Genomic DNA, 19440 nt, shown 5'->3' on the forward strand with positions numbered 1-19440 from the left:
TGAACTACGTGGTGCCGCTGCAGATCGGCGCGCGCGACGTGGCGTTCCCGTTCCTGAACAACTTCAGCTTCTGGATGACCGCCGGCGGCGCGGTGCTGGTGATGATCTCGCTGTTCGTCGGCGAGTTCGCACGCACCGGCTGGCTGGCCTACCCGCCGCTGTCGGGCCTGCTGCAGAGCCCGGATGTCGGGGTCGACTACTACCTCTGGTCGTTGCAGGTGGCGGGCATAGGCACCACGCTGTCAGGCATCAACCTGATCGCCACCATCATCAAGATGCGCGCCCCGGGCATGACGATGATGAAGATGCCGGTCTTCACCTGGACCTCGCTGTGCACCAACGTGCTGATCGTCGCGACCTTCCCGGTGCTGGCCGCCGCACTCGCGCTGCTCACCGCTGACCGCTACCTCGGCACCGCGTTCTTCACGAACGACCTCGGCGGCAACGCCATGTTGTATGTGAACCTGATCTGGATCTGGGGCCACCCCGAGGTCTACATCCTGGTGCTGCCGGTGTTCGGCATCTTTTCGGAAGTGGTGTCCACCTTCAGCCGCAAGCGCCTGTTCGGCTACGCGTCGATGGTCTACGCGACCGTCGTGATCACGATCCTGTCGTACCTGGTGTGGCTGCACCACTTCTTCACGATGGGCTCGGGCGCCAGCGTCAACTCGTTCTTCGGCATCACGACGATGATCATCTCGATCCCGACCGGGGCGAAGATCTTCAACTGGCTGTTCACCATGTACCGCGGCCGCATCAGCTTCGAAGTGCCGATGCTGTGGACCATCGGCTTCATGATCACCTTCGTGATCGGTGGCATGACCGGTGTGCTGCTGGCCGTGCCGGCGGCCGACTTCGTGCTGCACAACAGCCTGTTCCTGATCGCGCACTTCCACAACGTGATCATCGGCGGCGTGGTGTTCGGCATCTTCGCCGGCATCAACTACTGGTTCCCCAAGGCCTTCGGCTACAAGCTCGACGCGTTCTGGGGCAAGTGCTCGTTCTGGTTCTGGTTCGTCGGCTTCTGGGTCGCCTTCACGCCGCTGTACGTGCTGGGCCTGATGGGCATCACGCGCCGCATGAGCCACTTCGACGACCCGTCGCTGCAGATCTGGTTCCAGATCGCCGCGCTCGGCGCCGTGCTGATCGCCTTCGGCATCGCCTCGTTCCTGATCCAGCTGGTGGTCAGCTACCTCAAGCGCGAGCAACTGCGCGACGTGACCGGTGACCCCTGGGGCGCGCGCACGCTCGAATGGTCGACCGCCTCGCCGCCGCCCGACTACAACTTCGCCTTCACGCCGGTGGTGCATGAGCAGGACGCGTGGCACGACATGAAGCAGCGCGGCCACCAGCGCCCGACCAGCGGCTTCAAGCCGATCCACATGCCCAAGAACACGGCGGCCGGCTTCGTGATCGCGATGCTCGCCACTGCCTGCGGCTTCGCGCTGATCTGGCACATGTGGCTGCCGGCGGCGCTGGCCTTCATTGCCACCGTCGGCTCGGCGATCGTGCACACCTTCAACTACCAGCGCGACTTCCACATCCCCGCGGACGCGGTGACGCGCAGCGAAGAGGCCCGCACCTCGGCGCTGGCCGCCGCGGCCTGAGGCATCCATCCATGAGCGCAACCACCCTCTCCCCGGCCGCCGCGCCGGTCTTCTACGACAACGGCGACCACCACCCGCAGCAGGGCACGCTGCTGGGCTTCTGGCTCTACCTGATGAGCGACTGCCTGGTGTTCGCGGTGCTGTTCGCCGTCTACGCCGTGCTGGGCCGCAACTACGCCGCCGGCCCGTCGGGTGCCGACCTGTTCGACCTGCCGATCGTCGCGACCAACACCGCGCTGCTGCTGTTCTCGTCGATCACCTACGGCTTCGCGATGATCGCGATGCAGCACAAGCGCAAGACCGGCGTGCTGATCTGGCTGGCCATCACCGGCCTGTTCGGCCTGGGCTTCCTGACGCTCGAAGTGACCGAGTTCGCCCACCTGATCCACGAAGGTGCCGGGCCGTGGCGCAGCGCCTTCCTGTCGTCGTTCTTCACGCTCGTCGGCACCCACGGCCTGCACGTCACCTTCGGCACGATCTGGCTGGTGACGCTGATGGTGCAGGTGCACCAGCGGGGGCTCACGCCCGAGAACAAGCGCCGGCTGATGTGCCTGTCGATGTTCTGGCACTTCCTGGACGTCGTCTGGATCGGCGTCTTCACCTTCGTGTACTTGATGGGGGCCCTGCAATGAGCAACGAACACGCAGCGTCGCACGACCACCACGACGAACATCACGGCGACCATCACCACGACGACGACGGCGGCTACCACGCCACCGTCGAGGGCTACCTGGTCGGGTTCCTGCTGTCGGTGGTGCTGACGGCGATCCCGTTCTGGCTCGTGATGGGCAAGGTGATGTCGTCGCCCAAGGTCACGGCTTTCGTGATCCTCGGCTTCGCCGCGGTGCAGATGGTCGTGCACATGATCTACTTCCTGCACCTGAACGCGAAGGTCGAAGGCGGCTGGTCGCTGCTGGCGCTGACCTTCACCGCCGCGCTGGTGATCATCATGCTGGCCGGCTCGATCTGGGTCATGTACCACCTGAACACCAACATGATGCCGACGGCTGACCCACAGCTGATGCGCAACATGCCCTGAGGATGAGCCCCGCACGGCCGCCCGAAGGGGCTCATTCCCTCTCGGAAGGGCCTGAAGGGCCGGGTCGCGGCACCGCGGCCGCCCCAACAGCTGTGCATGGCCGCCGCGCCCCGCGCAGTGCGCGCCGCCTGGCGGCGTGGCTGCTGGCGCTGGTGCTGGTGTTCGCCGGCTTCGTGGCCCTGGGCGTGTGGCAGGTGCATCGGCTGGCCTGGAAAGAAGGCCTGATCGCGCGCGTCGAGCAGCACCGTCATGCCAAGCCCGCGCCGGCGCCCGGGCCGGCGACCTGGGCAACGCTAACCCGTGACGCCGACGAATACCGCCGCGTCACCGTGCACGGCCAGTTCGCGCACGACAAGAGCCTGCTGGTGGCCGCAACCACCGAGCTGGGCGCCGGCTACTGGCTGCTGGCGCCACTGCACAGCGACGACGGCCACTGGGTGCTGGTCAACCGCGGCTTCGTGCCGCTCGACTCGCGCGAGCAGGTGCTGCACGACCCCACCGCGCCGCAAGGTGAGCAGACCATCACTGGCCTGCTGCGCTTCTCGGAGCCCGGCGGCGGCTTCCTGCGCGACAACGACATCGCCCACGGTCGCTGGTATTCGCGCGACGTGCCGGCACTCGCCGCGGCCCAGGGCCTGGGCCCGGCCGTGGCGCCCTACTTCGTCGACGAGTCCGCCCCCCACCCGGTCACCCATGGCTGGCCACGCGCCGGCCTGACGGTCGTCCACTTCAGCAACAATCACCGCGTCTACGCGGCCACCTGGTTCGCGCTCGCGGCGATGGCGGCGTGCGCCTTCGGGTACCTCGTGCTCGATGAGCGGCGCCTGAGGCGTTTGGCGTCCTGAGTCAGCAATACGTGCCATTGGACGGGTCGCAATGGGGATGATCGCGAGACGGGGAGCTGGGCTGATACTCAACGTATCAGCCCAGCTTTGCGACGCTGCGAGCGCCCCATTTCGACCCGCCCCGAAGGGGTTCGTCCAGATGGCGCCCTCGCGTGCCCGGGCGGCAGGGCAGATACGCTGGGTATCTGCCCTGCCGCCCGGGCACACGATCATCACCATCTGGACGAATCTCAATGGTACGTATTGCTGACTCAGGACGCCCAGCTGGAGCCACTGGTCTTGCCCCTGCCCGACACTGACGCGCCCGGTCAGCCGCCACTCGGCGAAGTGGGGAATGCGCCTGAGCGCCTGGCCGGCCGCAAGAACCTGCTGCAGCTGATCCAGCTGCGCTGGCTGGCCGTGGCCGGCCAGTTGCTGACGATCCTGACGGTCGACTTCCTGCTCGGCGTCGACCTGCCGCTGGTCAAGATGCTCACCTTGCTGGCGGCGCTGGCCTTGTTCAACGTCGCCAGCCACCTGCGCAGCCGCCTGTCGCTGCCGGTCGGCAACGGCGAGCTGTTCGCCGGCCTGCTGGTCGACGTGGGCGTGCTGACCGGCCAGTTGTTCTATGCCGGTGGCATCACCAACCCCTTCATCTACCTGTACCTGCTGCAGGTGGCCGTCGGCTCGGTGCTGCTGCGCCCGCGCTACATCTGGGCCGTGGTCGCCGCCGCCAGCCTCGGCTTCGTGGTGCTGACCCGCTGGCACCGGCCGCTGCCGGTGCCGCACCTGCCGCATGCGGTGCTGTCGCCGCAGTACATCGCCGGGCTGCTGTTGTGCTTTTTGTTGACGGCCTCGCTGCTGGTCATCTTCATCGGCCGCATCAGCCGCAACCTGCGCCAGCGCGACGCCAGCCTGGCCGCACTGCGCCAGCGCGCCGCCGAAGAAGAGCACATCGTGCGCATGGGCCTGCTGGCCACCGGCGCGGCGCACGAGCTGGGCACGCCGCTGGCCACGCTGTCGGTGATCCTGGGCGACTGGGCCCGCATGGCGCCGTTCGCCGGCGAGCCGGAGCTGCGCGAAGAGATCGAAGAGATGCAGGTGCAGCTCCAGCGCTGCAAGACCATCGTCAGCGGCATCCTGATGTCGGCCGGCCGCACCCGCGGCGAGGCGCCGATGGAAACCACGCTGCACGCCTTTCTCGACGATCTGGTGCAGCATTGGCGCAGCACCCGGCCCGGCAACCAGCTCGACTACCAGCGCGACGGCGTGCCCGACGTGCCGCTGATCTCCGACGTAGCGCTGAAGCAGATGATCGACAACGTGCTCGACAACGCGCTCGACGCGGCCCCCTCGCGGCCGCTGCGGCTGGACGTTGGCTGCAACGACGACACGCTGGTGCTGAAGGTGCAGGACCAGGGGCCCGGCTTCGCCGCCCCGATGCTCGAGTTCTTCGGCAAGCCCTACCAGTCCAGCAAAGACCGCCCCGGCAGCGGCATGGGGCTGTTCCTGTCGGTCAACGTGGCGCGCATGCTGGGCGGCCACATCACCGCGCGCAACCGCGCCGAAGGCGGTGCCGAGGTCACCATCAGCCTGCCGCTGAGTGCTTTGATGCCAGCCGAGTGGACACCCAATGAACACGGATGAAGAACGACAACTGCTGATCGTCGAAGACGACGACGCCTTCGCGCGCACGCTGGCGCGCTCGTTCGAGCGCCGAGGCTACCAAGTGCTGCGAGCGGCCGACCTGGAAGGCGTGAAAGCCTTGCTGCAGCAGCACCGGCCGGGCTACGCCGTGGTCGACCTGAAACTCGCCGGCGGCAGCTCGGGCCTGGCCTGCGTGCAGCACCTGCACGCCCACGACGAACAGATGATGATCGTCGTGCTGACCGGCTACGCCAGCATCGCCACCGCGGTCGAGGCGATCAAGCTCGGCGCGCGCCACTACCTGGCCAAGCCGGCCAACACCGACGACATCGAAGCCGCCTTCGCGCGCGAACAGGGCGACGCCGAGGTCGAGCTGACGGAGCGCACGACCTCGATCAAGACACTCGAATGGGAGCGCATCCACGAGATGCTGGCCGAGACAGGCTTCAACATCTCCGAAACCGCGCGCCGGCTCGGCATGCACCGGCGCACGCTGGCGCGCAAGCTGGAGAAGCAACGGGTGAAGTAGCCTGTGCTACAGCAGGATCAAATGAGTCCGGGGCGAGCATGAAGCACTCGATGGAGTTGACACACAGGGACATGAGCGAGCTCATCGAAGCCCTGCAAACCAAGATCCGTTCGTCAGAGCAACTGCTGGCCACGCTTGAAGACGAAGACCAGAGAGCCGACCTGATCGGTGACCTGACCTATCTCGACTTGCTCCTGCACCAATTCCGGGCCGCTTTGAGCAAATTCGAGGCCACGCTGACGAATCAGCGCCCCGGCAGCTAGGTGCGCCGCCCGTCGATGCTGAAGCGCCCCGGGCCGAAGGCCGCTGCCACCAGCAACCCGCCTGCAGCAGCCAGGTTCTTGAAGAAGGCCTGTTGCTGCATCATCTGCTGCTCCGGCGGCACCGCCCAGAACGCATGGAAGATGGGCGTGATGACGAAGACGAACAGGGCCAGCCCGAGCGCCGCCCAGCGCGCCTGCCACCCTGCCAGCAACAACAAGCCGAGCCCCAGCTCGGCTGCGATCGCCAGTGCCGCGCAGACCTCCGGCATCGGCACGCCCTTGGACGCGATGTAGCCCACGACGCCGGCAAACCCGATGATCTTGCTGAAACCAGCCGGGATGAACAGCAACGCCAGCAGGGCTCGCCCGACCAGCGACAACGTGTCTTGAACCGCAGGGGACATAGTCATCACGAACTCCTTGAGGACAGGGAATCACGAAATGAACCTGGGCCGTCGAAGCACTGACCGAGCCAACGCACGCAGCAGCACGAAACGGGGTCACCCTACCGGGTGGCCCCGCTTCGTTTCAAGTGGCGTGCGCGGATCCGGCTCCGCCGGTCCGCTGCGCGAGCCCCCTCGGGGGGCAGGCCCCCGGAGGGGCCGTGGGGGCTAACAGTCAATCCGCCTGCTTGCGCAGGAACGCCGGGATCTCGATCTCGTCCATCCCGTTGCTGCTCAGCGCCTCGACCTTCGCCGCGGCCTGGGTACGGCCGGTGCGCCACACGCTGGGCGTGGCGAGCTGGCTGTAGTCCTGCTGCGACATCGAGGTCGGCGTCGACAAGGTCGCAGCGCCGACCGGGGCACCCTGGCCGACCGGGTTGTTCAGCAGCGGCAGGTTGTCGGTGCCGGTGCGCAGCTGCGGCTGGGTCTGGATCACCGTCAGCGGCGCTTGCGCGCGGCGGATCGACGACAGGCCGGTGGCGATCACCGTGACGCGCAGCTGGTCGCCCAGGCTGTCGTCGTAGGCGGTGCCGTAGATCACGTGCGCATCTTCCGCGGCGTAGCGGCGGATGGTGTTCATCGCGTTCTTGCTCTCGGCCAGTTTGAAGGTCGAGCGCGCGGCGGCGATCAGCACCAGCACGCCACGCGCGCCGGACAGGTCGATGCCTTCGAGCAGCGGGCAAGCCACCGCCGCTTCGGCCGCCTTGTGGGCGCGGTCCGGGCCGCCGGCCATCGCGGTGCCCATCATCGCCTTGCCGGGCTCGCTCATCACGGTCTTGACGTCTTCGAAGTCGACGTTGACCAGGCCCGGGATGTGGATGATGTCGCTGATGCCGCCCACGGCGTTCTTCAGCACGTCGTTGGCGTGCGCGAAGGCTTGGTCCTGCGTGACGTCGTCGCCCAGCACTTCGAGCAGCTTCTCGTTCAGCACCACGATCAGCGAGTCGACGTTGGCTTCGAGCTCGGCCACGCCGGCATCGGCCTGCTTGCTGCGGCGGCCGCCTTCGAAATCGAAGGGCTTGGTCACCACACCCACCGTCAGGATGCCCATCTCCTTGGCCACCCGCGCGATCACCGGCGCCGCGCCGGTGCCGGTGCCGCCGCCCATGCCGGCGGTGATGAACAGCATGTGCGCGCCGTCGATCGCCTGGCGGATGCGGTCGACCGCTTCTTCCGCCGCACTGCGGCCGACGTCAGGCTTGGAGCCCGCGCCGAGACCCGTGGTGCCCAACTGCACCAATGCCGCTGCCGCGCTGCGGTTCAACGCCTGCGCATCGGTGTTGGCGCAGATGAACTCCACACCTTGCACCCCCTGCGTGATCATGTGCTCGACGGCATTGCCGCCACCACCCCCGACACCGATCACCTTGATCTGCGTGCCTTGGTCGAATTCTTCGATCATCTCGATGGCCATATGAACCTCCGTCGTCTAGTTGCAGTTGCCGTACTTCTTACCGTTGAGTCCCAAGATCCGGCCCCGTCATCGGGGCTCTCGTCTTCGCCTTGAATTCCTAGAAATTTCCCAAGAGCCAATCCTTGGCCTTGCCAAAGAACGTTGTCACCGAACCTGCCTGCTGCGCCGCCTTGTGGCCGCGCGTGTGGGCCAGCCGCGCCTCTTCGAGCAGCCCCATCACGGTGGCCGAGCGCGGGTTGGCCACCATGTCGAACAAGGCTCCGGAATAGGTCGGCAGGCCCTTGCGCACGGGCTTGAGGAAGATGTCCTCGCCCAGCTCGACCATGCCCGGCATCACCGCCGTGCCGCCGGTGATCACGATGCCCGAGGACAACAGCTCCTCGTAGCCCGAATCGCGGATCACCTGGTGCACCAGCGAATAGATCTCTTCGACGCGCGGCTCGATCACGCCGGCCAGCGCCTGGCGGCTCAGCATGCGCGGCACGCGGTCGCCCAACCCCGGCACCTCGACCTGCTCGCTCGGGTCGGCCAGCAGCTGCTTGGCCACGCCGTACTCGACCTTGATCTCTTCCGCGTCCTTGGTCGGCGTGCGCAGCGCCATCGCGATGTCGCTGGTGATCAGGTCACCGGCGATCGGGATCACCGCCGTGTGGCGGATCGAGCCGCCGGTGAAGATGGCCACGTCGGTGGTGCCGGCGCCGATGTCGACCACCGCCACACCGAGGTCCTTCTCGTCGTCGGTCAGCACGGCCGCGGCCGATGCGGTGGGCGACAGCGCGAGCTGCTCCACTTCGAGCCCGCAGCGCCGCACGCACTTGAGGATGTTCTCGGCCGCACTCTGCGCGCCAGTGGCGATGTGCACCTTCACCTCGAGCCGGCTGCCGCTCATGCCGATCGGCTCTTTGACCTCGTGGCCGTCGATCACGAACTCTTGCGATTCGACCAGCAGCAGCCGCTGGTCGTTCGGGATGTTGATCGCCTTGGCGGTCTCGATCACGCGCGCCACGTCGACCGGCGTGACCTCGCGGTTGTCGCGCACGATCACCATGCCGGTCGAGTTCTGGCCGCGGATGTGGCTGCCGGTGATGCCGGTGTAGACCCGCTCGATCTTGCAGGCGGCCATCATCTCGGCCTCTTTCAGCGCCTGCTGGATCGACTGCACGGTGGCATCGATGTTCACCACCACGCCGCGCTTCAGGCCGTGCGAGCTGGCCACGCCCAGCCCGGCCACGCGCAGCTCGCCACCGGGCATGACCTCGGCCACCACCGCCATCACCTTGGCGGTGCCGATGTCGAGCCCGACAACGAGATCCTTGTATTCCTTGGCCATCAGTTCTTATCCCTCATTCGTTCGGCTCGCTGGCAGCCACCAAGGGGGCGACCGGGCCTTTCAATCGCAGTGCGTAGCCGTCGGCGTGGCGCAGGTCGGCGTGGTCCCAGCCGCGCCGCTGGCGGGCCGAGACCTGCGTCACCGTGCGTACGAAGCGGCCGACACGGGCCAGCACCTCGTCGTCGCTGCCACGGCCCAGCTCGATCTCGGCGCCGTTGTCGAGTTCCACTTGCCAAGAGCCGCGGTCCGACAGCGCGACACGTGTGGGCGCCAGATCCAACGGCTTGAGCACCGGCTGCAGCCGGCGGTACATCGCCAGCACCGACGCGGCCGCGGCGTCGTCGCTGCCGGCAAACTCGGGCAGGTTGTCCTCGTCGACATCGCCCAGGTTGGCCTCGAAGACCTCGCCGTACGAATTGACCAGCCGGTCGTTGCCTTCGTCGCCCTTCCACACCGCCACCGGGTGGTGCTCTTCCATCCGCACCACGAGGCGGTTGGGGAACACACGCTGCACCACCACATGGCGCACCCAGGGCACGCTCTCGAAAGCCCGGCGCGCCGCCTGCAGGTCGAGCGTGAAGTAGTTGCCCGCCAGGCGCGGCGCGGCGTTGGCGCGGATGGTCGCGGCGCTGTTGCGCGTGACCTCGCCTTCGAGCCGGATCGAGCGGAACGCGAACACCGGCTGGCGCGCAAACCAGGCCGCCCCCGCCGCGAGCAGCACCGTGCCGGCGAGCGCGATGATCGCCAGCGCAGTGGCGTTCATCATGCGCACGTCGGGCGGCAAGGTGCTGGCGGCGGTGGTGGCCATCTCGATCACACGCCCGCTTTCTTGGTGTTGTCCAGCGTCGCGCCGGCCAGCAGGTACAAGCACAGCTGCTCGTAGTTCATGCCGGCCGCGGCCGCCGACTTGGGCACCAGCGAATGGCTGGTCATGCCCGGCGAGGTGTTCATCTCGAGCAGGAAGGGCTTGCGGTCGCTGGCGCGGATCATCAAGTCCGCCCGGCCCCAGCCACGGCAACCCAGCAGGCGGTAGCCCTCGACGACCAGGCGCTGGATCTCGGCCTCTTCTTCGGCCGGCAGGCCGCTGGGCACCAGGTAGCGCGTGTCGTTCGACACGTACTTGTGCTCGTAGTCGTAGTTGCCGTCGGGCGCCTGGATACGGATGACCGGCAGCGCGACGGCAGAAGCACCCTCACCCAGCACCGGGCAAGTGACCTCTTCGCCGTCGATGAATTCTTCGCACAGCACGTCGGAATCGAATTGTGCGGCGAGGGTCACCGCTTCGAGCATCCCGGAATACCCCGCCACCTTGCTGACACCGAACGACGAGCCTTCACGCGCCGGCTTGACGATCAGCGGCAGGCCGAGTTCGTCGGGCACGCAACGCACGATCTCGCGGCCGTGCTCGCCAGCGGCCAGCAGCTTCCACTTCGGCGTCGGCAAGCCGGCGAACGACCAGATGCGCTTGGTCATCACCTTGTCCATCGCGATCGCCGAGGCCATCACGCCAGAGCCGGTGTAGGGGATGCCCAGCAGTTCGAGCGCGCCCTGCACCGTGCCGTCTTCGCCATGGCGGCCGTGCAGCGCGACGAAGCAGCGCGCAAAGCCCTCGGCCTTCAGCGCTTCGAGATTGCGCTCCGACGGATCGAAAGCATGCGCATCGACCCCTTGCGAGCGCAACGCCGCCAGCACGCCGTTGCCCGACATGAGCGACACCGGCCGCTCGGCCGAATCGCCGCCCATCAGCACGGCGACCTTGCCCAGACTCTTCACATCCACGGCCGTCATGCCGCTCCCCCCGTCAGCTCCACCACCTGCGCCGGCACAGAACCGATCGAGCCGGCGCCCATCGCGATCACCACGTCGCCGTCGCGTGCGAAGCCGCAGATCTCGGCCGGCAGCTCGGCCACGTCGTCGACGAACACCGGGTCGACCTTGCCGGCCACGCGCAGCGCGCGCACCAGGGCGCGGCCATCGGCGGCGACGATCGGCGCCTCGCCGGCCGGGTAGACCTCGGTCAGCAGCACCGCATCGGCCTGGCCCATCACCTTGACGAAATCTTCGAAGCAGTCGCGGGTGCGGGTGTAGCGGTGGGGCTGGAACGCCAGCACCAGGCGCCGGCCCGGAAACGCCCCTCGCGCCGCAGCGATCACCGCCGCCATCTCGACCGGGTGGTGACCGTAGTCGTCGATCAACGTGAACTGGCCACCTTCCTTGGCGGCCAACTCGCCATAGCGCTGGAAGCGCCGGCCGACGCCGCTGAACTGCGCCAGCGCCCGCACGATCGGCTCGTCCGGCAGTTCGAGTTCGGTCGCCACCGCGATCGCGGCCAGCGCGTTGCGCACGTTGTGCTCGCCCGGCAGGTTCAGCGTGATCGCCAGCGGCGGCATCGCGACCCCGTTGCGGCGCTCGCAGGTGAAGCGCATCTGGCCACCGGGCAGCGCCTGCACGTCGACCGCGCGCACCTGCACCTCGTCGCCGAAGCCGTAGGTGATGACCGGGCGCGAGATCATCGGCACGATGCTCTTCACGCCGGGGTCGTCACCGCAGAGGATGGCGGCGCCGTAGAACGGCATGCGGTGCACGAACTCGACGAAGGCCTGCTTCAGCTTCGCGAAGTCGTGGCCGTAGGTGTCCATGTGGTCGGCGTCGATGTTGGTCACGACGCTGAGGATGGGCATCAGGTTCAGGAACGACGCATCCGACTCGTCGGCCTCGACGACGATGAAGTCGCCCGAGCCCAGGCGCGAGTTGGCGCCGGCCGAATTGAGCTTGCCGCCGATCACGAAGGTCGGGTCGACGCCGGCCTCGGCCAGCACGCTGGTGACCAGCGAGGTGGTGGTCGTCTTGCCGTGCGTGCCGGCGATCGCGATGCCCTTCTTCAACCGCATCAGCTCGGCCAGCATCACCGCGCGCGGCACCACCGGCACGCGGTGCGCGCGCGCCGCGATCACCTCGGGGTTGTCGCCTTTCACCGCGGTCGAGATCACCACCGCCTGCGCACCGGCGATGTACGACGCCTCGTGGCCGTGCGAGATGCGAATGCCCAGCTCGGCCAGCCGCCGGGTGGTCGGCGTGTCCGACTGGTCGGAGCCCGACACGAGGTAGCCCAGGTTGTGCAGGATCTCGGCGATGCCGCTCATGCCGGCACCGCCCACCCCCACAAAGTGGATGTGTTTGACGGCATGTTTCATGACGTCATCCTTTCGATCTCGTCGGCCACTTTCGCGGCCGCTTGTGGACGCGCCAGCGTCTTCGCCTTTTGGGCCATCGCCAGCAGCTTCCCCCTGTCCATGTCCTGCAGCGTCTGGGCCAGGCGCTGGGGTGTCAGCTCGGCCTGCGGCAAATGCAATGCCGCCCCTCGCTCGGCCATCCAGGCCGCGTTGTCCTTCTGGTGCGCGGTCGTGCTGACGACCAACGGCACCAGCACGCTGGCCACGCCGGCCGCGCACAGCTCGCTGACCGTGATCGCACCGGCCCGGCAGACGATCAGGTCGCAGATCTCGAGATAGGCCGCCATGTCGTCGATGAAGGGCTGCACCTCGGCCTGCACGCCCAGCGTGGCGTAGCGCGCGCGGACTTCGTCGAGGTGCGCCATGCCGGTCTGGTGCATCACCATCGGCCGACGCTCTTCCGGCATCTGCGCCAGCGCAGCCGGCACCATCTCGTTGAGCACCTTGGCGCCCAGGCTGCCGCCAACCACCAGCATGCGCAGCGGCCCCTTGCGGCCCTCGAAGCGCACCTCGGGCGGCGCCATGGTCTCGATCTCGGTGCGCACCGGGTTGCCGGTGACCAGGCCATGCTTGACCTTGGCCACCGCCGGGCCGTCGAAGCCGAAGGCCACGCGGTCGGCCACCGGCAGCAGCGCCTTGTTGCTCAGCAGCAGGCCGGCATCGGCGTTGACCAGCATCAGCGGCTTGCCCAGCAGCGAGGCCATCAGGCCCCCCGGGAAGCAGACATAACCGCCCATGCCGAGCACCGCATCAGCCGAGCGCGAGCGCAAGATGCGGGCCGAATCCCAGAAGGCCTTGAGCATGCGCAGGCCGCCGGTCAGCGTTTGCCACAGGCTCTTGCCGCGCAAGCCGCTGAATGCCAGCCGGTCCATCGCGATGCCGCTGGGCGGCACCAGCCGGTTCTCCATGCCGCCTTCGGTGCCGAGCCAGCTCACGGCCCAGCCGCGCGCTTGCATCTCGCGTGCGACGGCGAGGCCTGGGATCACGTGACCACCGGTACCAGCCGCCATGATGACGAGATGGCGCGTCATGTGCGGCCTCCGCGCATGAGCTGCCGGTTTTCCTGATCCACGCGCAACACGATCGCCAATGCGACGAGGTTCATCAACACCCCGGAACCACCGTAGCTCAGCAACGGCAACGTCAAACCCTTCGTCGGCAGCAGCCCCAAATTCACACCCATGTTGATGAAGCTCTGGCCACCGAACCAGATGCCAATGCCTTGGGTCATCAAGCCGGCAAACACGCGGTCGAGCGCGATCGCCTGGCGGCCGATCACGAAGATGCGGCGGGTCAGCCAGAAGAAGGCCAGGATCACCATCAGCACGACGACGAAGCCGAGCTCTTCGCCGATCACGGCGAGCAGGAAGTCGGTGTGCGCCTCGGGCAGGTAGCTCAGCTTCTCGATCGACTGGCCCAGGCCCTGGCCGAACCACTCACCGCGGCCGAAGGCGATCAGCGAATGCGTCAGCTGGTAGGCCTTGCCCTGCGCGTAGTCGGGGTTCCAGGGGTCGAGGTAGGCAAAGATGCGCTGGCGGCGGAACTCGCTGAACGCGATCATCAGCACGAACGCGCCCACCAGCACCATCACGCTGAGCAGGAACATGCGGCCATTGACGCCGCCGAGAAACAGGATGCCCAGCGCCACCGCGGCGATGACCATGAAGGCGCCCATGTCGGGCTCGGCCAGCAACAGCACGCCGATCACGCCCAGCGCCACCGCCATCGGCCACACCGCCTTGACGAAGTTCTCCTTGACCTCCATCTTGCGCACCATGTAGCTGGCGGCGTACATCGCGATCGCCAGCTTGGCCAACTCGCTCGGCTGGAAGCTCATGATGCCCAGCGGGATCCAGCGCCGCGCGCCATTGACGCCCTTGCCGATGAACGGCACCAGCACCACGATCAAGGTGGCCAGCGATGCGGCGAACAGCCACGGTGCCCACTTCTCCCACACCGCGATCGGGGTCTGCAGCGTCACCAGTGCGGCCACGAAGCCGAGCGTGATGAACATCGCCTGCCGGCTCAGGAAGTAGGTCGGCGCGTAGTTGGCGAACTTCGGGTTGTCGTGCATGGCGACCGACGCCGAATAGACCATCACCAGGCCCAGCGCCAGCAGCGCGACGACGACCCAGGCCAGCGGCTGGTCGAAGCCCGACACCGCCGTGGGCTTGCCGCTGCCGACCGAGACCCAGTCGCGGATCGGCAGGCGCTCGCCGCCGGCACCCGCGCGCGGGCGCCAGGCGAGCAGCGCAGCGGCGCGTTGGCGCCAGCTGCTGCCCGGTGCGGCGGCCGCGGTGTGGTTGGTCACTCGAGCACCTCCCCGCGCTCGGCGGCGAGCTCGCGCACCGTGGCGGCGAACACCTCGGCCCGGTGCCCGTAGTTGCGGAACATGTCCAGGCTGGCACAGGCCGGGCTCAGCAGCACGGCGTCGCCGCCCTGGGCCTGCGCGTAGCACCAGCGCACCGCGGCTTCGAGCGTGGCATGGCGCTGCAGCGGCACCCCGGTCGAGGCCAGCGTGGCTTCGATGGTCTCGGCGTCCTTGCCGATCGTCGCGACCGCGCGGGCGTAGCGCGCCACCGGCGCTGCCAGCGGGCCGAAGTCCTGCCCCTTGCCATCACCGCCGAGGATCACGACCAGCTTGCTGCCGGCGCGGTCGGCGCCCAGCCCGTTCAGCGCCGCCACCGTCGCCCCCACGTTGGTGCCCTTGCTGTCGTCGACCGCCTCGATGCCGCCGACGAAGCCGATCGGCTCGACGCGGTGCGGCTCGCCGCGGTATTCGCGCAGGCCGTGCAGCATCGGCGCCAGCGGGCAGCCGATGGCCGTGGCCAGCGCCAGCGCGGCCAGCGCGTTCGACGCGTTGTGGCGGCCACGGATGCGCAGCGCATCGGCCGGCATCAGGCGTTGCAGGTGGATCTCTTCGTCTTCGTCCTTGCGGCGCTTGATGGTCTCGTCGGCCGGCAACGCACGCACCAGCCAGGCCATGCCGCCTTCGGTGACGAGGCCGAAGTCGCCCGGGCGCTGCGGCGCGTCGAGGCCGAAGCGCAGCGTGGGCCGCGTGATCGCCTTGGCCGCCTTGCCGCGGGCGCCTTTGACCATCACCGGCGCCGGCACCATGGCCTCGACCACCGCGTCGTCGCGGTTGATGATCATCAGGCCCTGCTCGCCGAAGATGCGCGCCTTGGCCGCAGCATAGGCCGCCATGTCGCCGTGCCAGTCGAGGTGGTCCTGGGTCACGTTCAGCACCGTCGCGGCGTTGGGCTCGAAGCCCTTCACCCCGTCGAGCTGGAAGCTGGACAGCTCCAGCACCCAGACCTCGGGCAGGTGCTCGAACACCGGCGCGGCCGGCGGCGGCGGGGCCAGTTGCAGCGGCGCGTCTTCGTCGCCAGCCGCCTGGCTCCCCATCGGCAGGTCGATCGAGGTTTCTTTCAGGTTCAGCTCGACGTTCAGGTCGACCTTGTCACCCACTGCGCTGACGTCGGTCGTCATGTCGACCTGGTCCGCCACGCCGCTGACGTCGACTTGCATGTCGACGCGGTTGGCCGCACCGCTGACGTCGACCGTCAGGTCCACCGTGTTCGCCACGCCGGTCACGTCGACCGGCACGTCGATCGAATCGGGCGTCAGGCCGGTGGTCTCGTCGTCCAGCGGCATCGGCACGGTGCGGTCGTCCAGCGGACGTGCGTCGACAAATGCGCCAGGCAACGTCGGCCTGTCGTCGTAGTTGTCGTCCGTGGCGTCGTCCGTGGCGTCGTCCGCCAGCGGGACGGGGACGGTCGCCTGATCGGGCTCCTGCACCGGCACCGAGATCGACGCGGCGCGCTCCGCCGCATCGAGCAACGCCTGCGGCCGCGTGACCTCTTCTTCCGCCGGCTTCGCTTCCGGCTCCAGGTCCAGCGCGGCGGACAGCGTGTCGAGCATCGTCGGCCCGATGTTGCCGGCCATCGCCACGCGGGCCCCGGTGCGCGCGACCAGCATCGCGGTCAGCGAGGTCACGGTCGTCTTGCCATTGGTGCCGGTGATCGCCAGCACCTTGGGCACATAGCGGCGCTCGGCCTTCAAATCAGCCAGGGCGCGGGCGAACAGATCGAGCTCGCCCTGCACGGCCAGGCCACGCGCGCGGGCAGCCGCCAGCAGCGGCGCAATGCGCTCGTCGTGCGGTGCCAGGCCGGGGCTTTTCAGCACCAGCTTCACGTCGGCCAGGTCGCCGGTGCCTTCGAGGCGGTCGGCCGGCAGCGGCCCGGTCATCAGCACCGCCTCGGGCGCGGCCAGCGCCAACGCGGCCGCCTGCGGCGGCGCCTCGCGCGAGTCCCACACGCGCACACGGGCACCGTGGCGGGCACACCAGCGCGCCATCGCCAGGCCCGAGTCACCCAGGCCCAGCACCAACACAGAGAGGTCTTTCAAGTGACGCATATGGACCCCCGTCCGATGGGTACATCGGCCGCCCCCCGCGGGGGCAACGGGCCGGCTTGGGAGCGGCCCTGCGCTCGGCCCGCGTTCGGCAACAACGGTTGTGACTTGTTCATGGTCTTACCGCAGTTTCAAGCTGGCCAAACCGACCAGGCACAGCAGCATCGTGATGATCCAGAAGCGGATCACGACCTGCGTCTCGTTCCAGCCGGATTTCTCGAAGTGGTGGTGCAGCGGCGCCATCAGCAGGATGCGCCGGCCCTCGCCGTAGCGCTTCTTGGTGTACTTGAACCAGGCCACCTGCACCATCACCGACAGGGCTTCCATCACGAACACGCCACCCATGATCCCGAGCAGGATCTCTTGCCGCGTGATGACCGCGATCGTGCCCAGCGCGCCGCCCAGCGCCAAGGCGCCGACATCACCCATGAAGACCTGCGCCGGGTAGGCGTTGAACCACAAGAAGGCCAGCCCCGCGCCGGCGATCGCGGCGCAGAAGATCATCAGCTCGCCGGCGCCGGGGATGTACGGGAACAGCAGGTACTTGGAGTAGACAGAGTTGCCGGTCACGTAGGCGAAGATGCCCAGCGCCGAGGCCACCAGCACCACCGGCATGATCGCCAGCCCATCCAGGCCGTCGGTCAGGTTGACTGCGTTGCTCGCGCCGACGATGACGAAGTAGGTCAGCCCGATGAAGCCGAACACGCCCAGCGGGTAGCTGATGGTCTTGAAGAACGGCACCATCAGGTCGGCCTTGGGCGGCAGGTCGTTCGAGAAGCCGCTTTGCACCCAGCGCAGAAAGAGCTCGACCACGCGCAGGTTCGAGGTCTCGGACACGCTGAACGCGAGGTACAGCGCCGCCACCAGGCCGATCAGCGACTGCCAGAAGAACTTCTCGCGCGAGCGCATTCCCTCGGGGTCTTTCAGCACGACCTTGCGCCAGTCGTCGACCCAGCCGATCGCGCCGAAACCGAAGGTGACCAGCATCGTGATCCAGACGAAGCGGTTGCCCCAGTCGCTCCACAGCACCGTGGCCATGCCGATGCCGATCAGGATCAGCGCGCCCCCCATCGTCGGCGTGCCGGCCTTGACCATGTGGGTCTCGACGCCATAAGAGCGGATCGGCTGGCCGATCTTCAGCTCGGTCAGCCGGCGGATCACCCAGGGCCCGAAGACCAGGCCGATCAGCAGCGCGGTCATCGCCGCCAGCACCGCACGGAACGTGAGGTACTGGAACACGCGCAGGAACCCGAACTGTTCGGGGTATTGGCTCTGCAGCCATTGGGCCAGGCTAAGCAGCATGGACCACCTCCCCGTTTCTGGCCAGGCTAAGCAGCATGGGAGCCTCCCGACTGCAAGGCGGCAACGACCTGCTCCATCTTCATGAAGCGAGAGCCCTTGACCAGCACCGACGCATACGGCATCGCTTCGTTCAGCGCCGCCAGCAGCTCGGCCACGGTCTCGAAATGGCGCGCACCGGCCGCCTGCGCGGCGTGGCGCATCAGCTCGCCGACGCACCAGATGGTCTCGATGCCGCGGTCGCGCGCATGGCGGCCGACCTCGGCGTGGAACGCCGGGCCCTGGTTGCCGACCTCGCCCATGTCGCCCATCACCAGCCAGCGCGGGCCCGGCAGCTCGGCCAGCACGTCGATCGCGGCGCGCACCGAATCGGGGTTGGCGTTGTAGCTGTCGTCGATCAGCGTGCGCGGCTGGCCGGCCACGCTCAGCGGCTTGACCTGCGAGCGGCCCTTGACCGGCGTGAAGGCCGCCAGGCCTTGCGCGATCGCCTCGAGCGGCACGCCGGCGGCCCAGGCGGACGCCGCCGCCGCGGCGGCATTCTTGACGTTGTGGCGGCCGGCGATGTGCAGCGCGAAATCGATGCGGCCGGTCGCCGTGTCCAGCCCGACCTGCCAGTGGTCGAGCTGCCAGTGCGCACTGGCGCGCACGTCAGCCGGCGTGTCCACCGCAAAGGTCAGCACACGGCGATCGCCGGCCAGCTCGCGCCACAGCGGCGTGAAGGCATCGTCGGCCGGGAAGACGGCCGTGCCATCGGCCGGCAGCGCGGTGATGACCGCGCCGTTTTCGCGCGCAACCGCCTCGACGCTGTGCATGAACTCCTGGTGCTCACGCTGCGCGTTGTTGACCAGCGCCACCGTCGGCAGCGCGATCGCGGCCAGCTCGGCGATCTCGCCCGGGTGGTTCATGCCCAGCTCGACCACCGCGGCGCGGTGGGCGGCGCGCAGGCGCAGCACCGTCAGCGGCACGCCGATGTGGTTGTTCAGGTTGCCCGCGGTGGCCAGCGACTGCTCGCCATGCGCTGCACGCAGGATGCTGGCGATCATCTGCGTGACCGTGGTCTTGCCGTTGCTGCCGGTCACCGCCACCAGCGGCAGCTGGAAGCGCTGGCGCCAGGCGGTGGCGAGCGTCTGCAGCGCGAGCAGCGGGTCATCGACCTGCAGGCCCGACAAGCCCGCTTCGGTGATGCCGTGCGACGCCAGCGCCGCGACGGCGCCCGATACGCGCGCCGCGTCGAGAAAGTCGTGCGCGTCGAAGCGCTCACCCTTCAGCGCGACGAACAGGTCGCCGGCTTGCAGCGTGCGGGTGTCGGTGTGCACGCGCGCAAACGCCAGGCTGCGGTTGCCCACGACCTGAGACCCGGGCAGCATCGCCTGGGCTTGTGCGAGCGTCATCATGGCGC

The 19440-nt window shown here is 68.2% G+C and carries 18 protein-coding genes; 7 read left to right on the forward strand and 11 right to left on the reverse strand.

All coding sequences use genetic code 11. From position 1 onward, the window contains the following. From ACE3SG_RS24555 to ACE3SG_RS24585, 7 genes are all read left to right on the forward strand, one after another. A partial coding sequence (locus tag ACE3SG_RS24555) for a cbb3-type cytochrome c oxidase subunit I (RefSeq protein WP_374568869.1) occupies nt 1–1607 on the forward strand: 1607 nt, incomplete at its 5' end. 11 nt (nt 1608–1618) lie between these two features. Next, a complete protein-coding gene (gene cyoC / locus ACE3SG_RS24560) occupies nt 1619–2239 on the forward strand; it encodes a cytochrome o ubiquinol oxidase subunit III (RefSeq protein WP_374568870.1) in 621 nt (206 codons plus the stop codon). Further along, on the forward strand, nt 2236–2646 hold the full coding sequence (cyoD, locus tag ACE3SG_RS24565; protein ID WP_374568871.1) for a cytochrome o ubiquinol oxidase subunit IV: 411 nt from the start codon (nt 2236–2238) through the stop codon (nt 2644–2646). Before cyoC ends, cyoD begins: the two co-directional genes overlap by 4 nt. Nucleotides 2647–2738: 92 nt before the next feature. Beyond that, a complete protein-coding gene (locus ACE3SG_RS24570; protein ID WP_374568872.1) occupies nt 2739–3491 on the forward strand; it encodes an SURF1 family protein in 753 nt (250 codons plus the stop codon). Nucleotides 3492–3770: 279 nt separating this feature from the next. After that, nucleotides 3771–5117 (forward strand): ATP-binding protein, encoded by a 1347-nt coding sequence (locus ACE3SG_RS24575; protein WP_374568873.1) that lies wholly within the window; start codon nt 3771–3773, stop codon nt 5115–5117. Beyond that, nucleotides 5104–5646, forward strand: coding sequence for a response regulator transcription factor (locus ACE3SG_RS24580; RefSeq protein WP_374568874.1), 543 nt, complete (start codon nt 5104–5106; stop codon nt 5644–5646). The genes ACE3SG_RS24575 and ACE3SG_RS24580 overlap by 14 nt, the downstream gene beginning before the upstream one ends. Before the next feature lie 71 nt (nt 5647–5717). Then, nucleotides 5718–5909, forward strand: a complete 192-nt coding sequence (locus tag ACE3SG_RS24585; RefSeq protein WP_374568875.1) for a hypothetical protein — start codon at nt 5718–5720, stop codon at nt 5907–5909. On the opposite strand, the gene ACE3SG_RS24590 is transcribed toward ACE3SG_RS24585, so the two are convergent. The 11 genes from ACE3SG_RS24590 to murF form a co-directional block, all read right to left on the reverse strand. Continuing rightward, entirely contained in the window at nt 5906–6313 is a 408-nt protein-coding gene (locus tag ACE3SG_RS24590; RefSeq protein ID WP_374568973.1) for a DoxX family protein, read from the reverse strand. The two genes, ACE3SG_RS24585 and ACE3SG_RS24590, sit on opposite strands and share 4 nt — an antisense overlap. A 214-nt stretch (nt 6314–6527) precedes the next feature. Next, nucleotides 6528–7766 (reverse strand): cell division protein FtsZ, encoded by a 1239-nt coding sequence (gene ftsZ / locus ACE3SG_RS24595; RefSeq protein ID WP_374568876.1) that lies wholly within the window; start codon nt 7764–7766, stop codon nt 6528–6530. A gap of 97 nt (nt 7767–7863) precedes the next feature. Beyond that, nucleotides 7864–9096: a cell division protein FtsA gene (gene ftsA / locus ACE3SG_RS24600; protein ID WP_374568877.1), complete on the reverse strand. Its 1233-nt coding sequence runs from the start codon at nt 9094–9096 to the stop codon at nt 7864–7866. Between the two features lie 13 nt (nt 9097–9109). After that, nucleotides 9110–9904 (reverse strand): cell division protein FtsQ/DivIB, encoded by a 795-nt coding sequence (locus ACE3SG_RS24605; protein WP_374568878.1) that lies wholly within the window; start codon nt 9902–9904, stop codon nt 9110–9112. Between the two features lie 5 nt (nt 9905–9909). Next, nucleotides 9910–10884 (reverse strand): D-alanine--D-alanine ligase, encoded by a 975-nt coding sequence (locus ACE3SG_RS24610; RefSeq protein WP_374568879.1) that lies wholly within the window; start codon nt 10882–10884, stop codon nt 9910–9912. Then, complete coding sequence (murC, locus tag ACE3SG_RS24615; protein ID WP_374568880.1) at nt 10881–12290, reverse strand: UDP-N-acetylmuramate--L-alanine ligase; 1410 nt, start codon at nt 12288–12290, stop codon at nt 10881–10883. Before murC ends, ACE3SG_RS24610 begins: the two co-directional genes overlap by 4 nt. Further along, complete coding sequence (murG, locus tag ACE3SG_RS24620) at nt 12287–13360, reverse strand: undecaprenyldiphospho-muramoylpentapeptide beta-N-acetylglucosaminyltransferase (RefSeq protein ID WP_374568881.1); 1074 nt, start codon at nt 13358–13360, stop codon at nt 12287–12289. The genes murC and murG overlap by 4 nt, the downstream gene beginning before the upstream one ends. After that, nucleotides 13357–14640 carry a putative lipid II flippase FtsW gene (ftsW, locus tag ACE3SG_RS24625; RefSeq protein WP_374568882.1) on the reverse strand — a complete coding sequence of 428 codons (1284 nt, stop codon included), beginning with the start codon at nt 14638–14640 and terminating at the stop codon, nt 13357–13359. Before ftsW ends, murG begins: the two co-directional genes overlap by 4 nt. After that, nucleotides 14637–16745: a UDP-N-acetylmuramoyl-L-alanine--D-glutamate ligase gene (murD, locus tag ACE3SG_RS24630; protein WP_374568883.1), complete on the reverse strand. Its 2109-nt coding sequence runs from the start codon at nt 16743–16745 to the stop codon at nt 14637–14639. Before murD ends, ftsW begins: the two co-directional genes overlap by 4 nt. A gap of 117 nt (nt 16746–16862) precedes the next feature. After that, nucleotides 16863–18044, reverse strand: coding sequence for a phospho-N-acetylmuramoyl-pentapeptide-transferase (gene mraY / locus ACE3SG_RS24635; protein ID WP_374568884.1), 1182 nt, complete (start codon nt 18042–18044; stop codon nt 16863–16865). 26 nt (nt 18045–18070) lie between these two features. Further along, the gene (murF, locus tag ACE3SG_RS24640; protein WP_374568885.1) at nt 18071–19435 is read right to left on the reverse strand and encodes a UDP-N-acetylmuramoyl-tripeptide--D-alanyl-D-alanine ligase; all 1365 of its coding nucleotides are present in this window, start codon (nt 19433–19435) and stop codon (nt 18071–18073) included. Nucleotides 19436–19440: the final 5 nt, after the last annotated feature.

The sequence above is a fragment of the Ideonella sp. genome, assembly GCF_041914305.1.
Taxonomy (GTDB): Bacteria; Pseudomonadota; Gammaproteobacteria; order Burkholderiales; family Burkholderiaceae_C; genus Ideonella.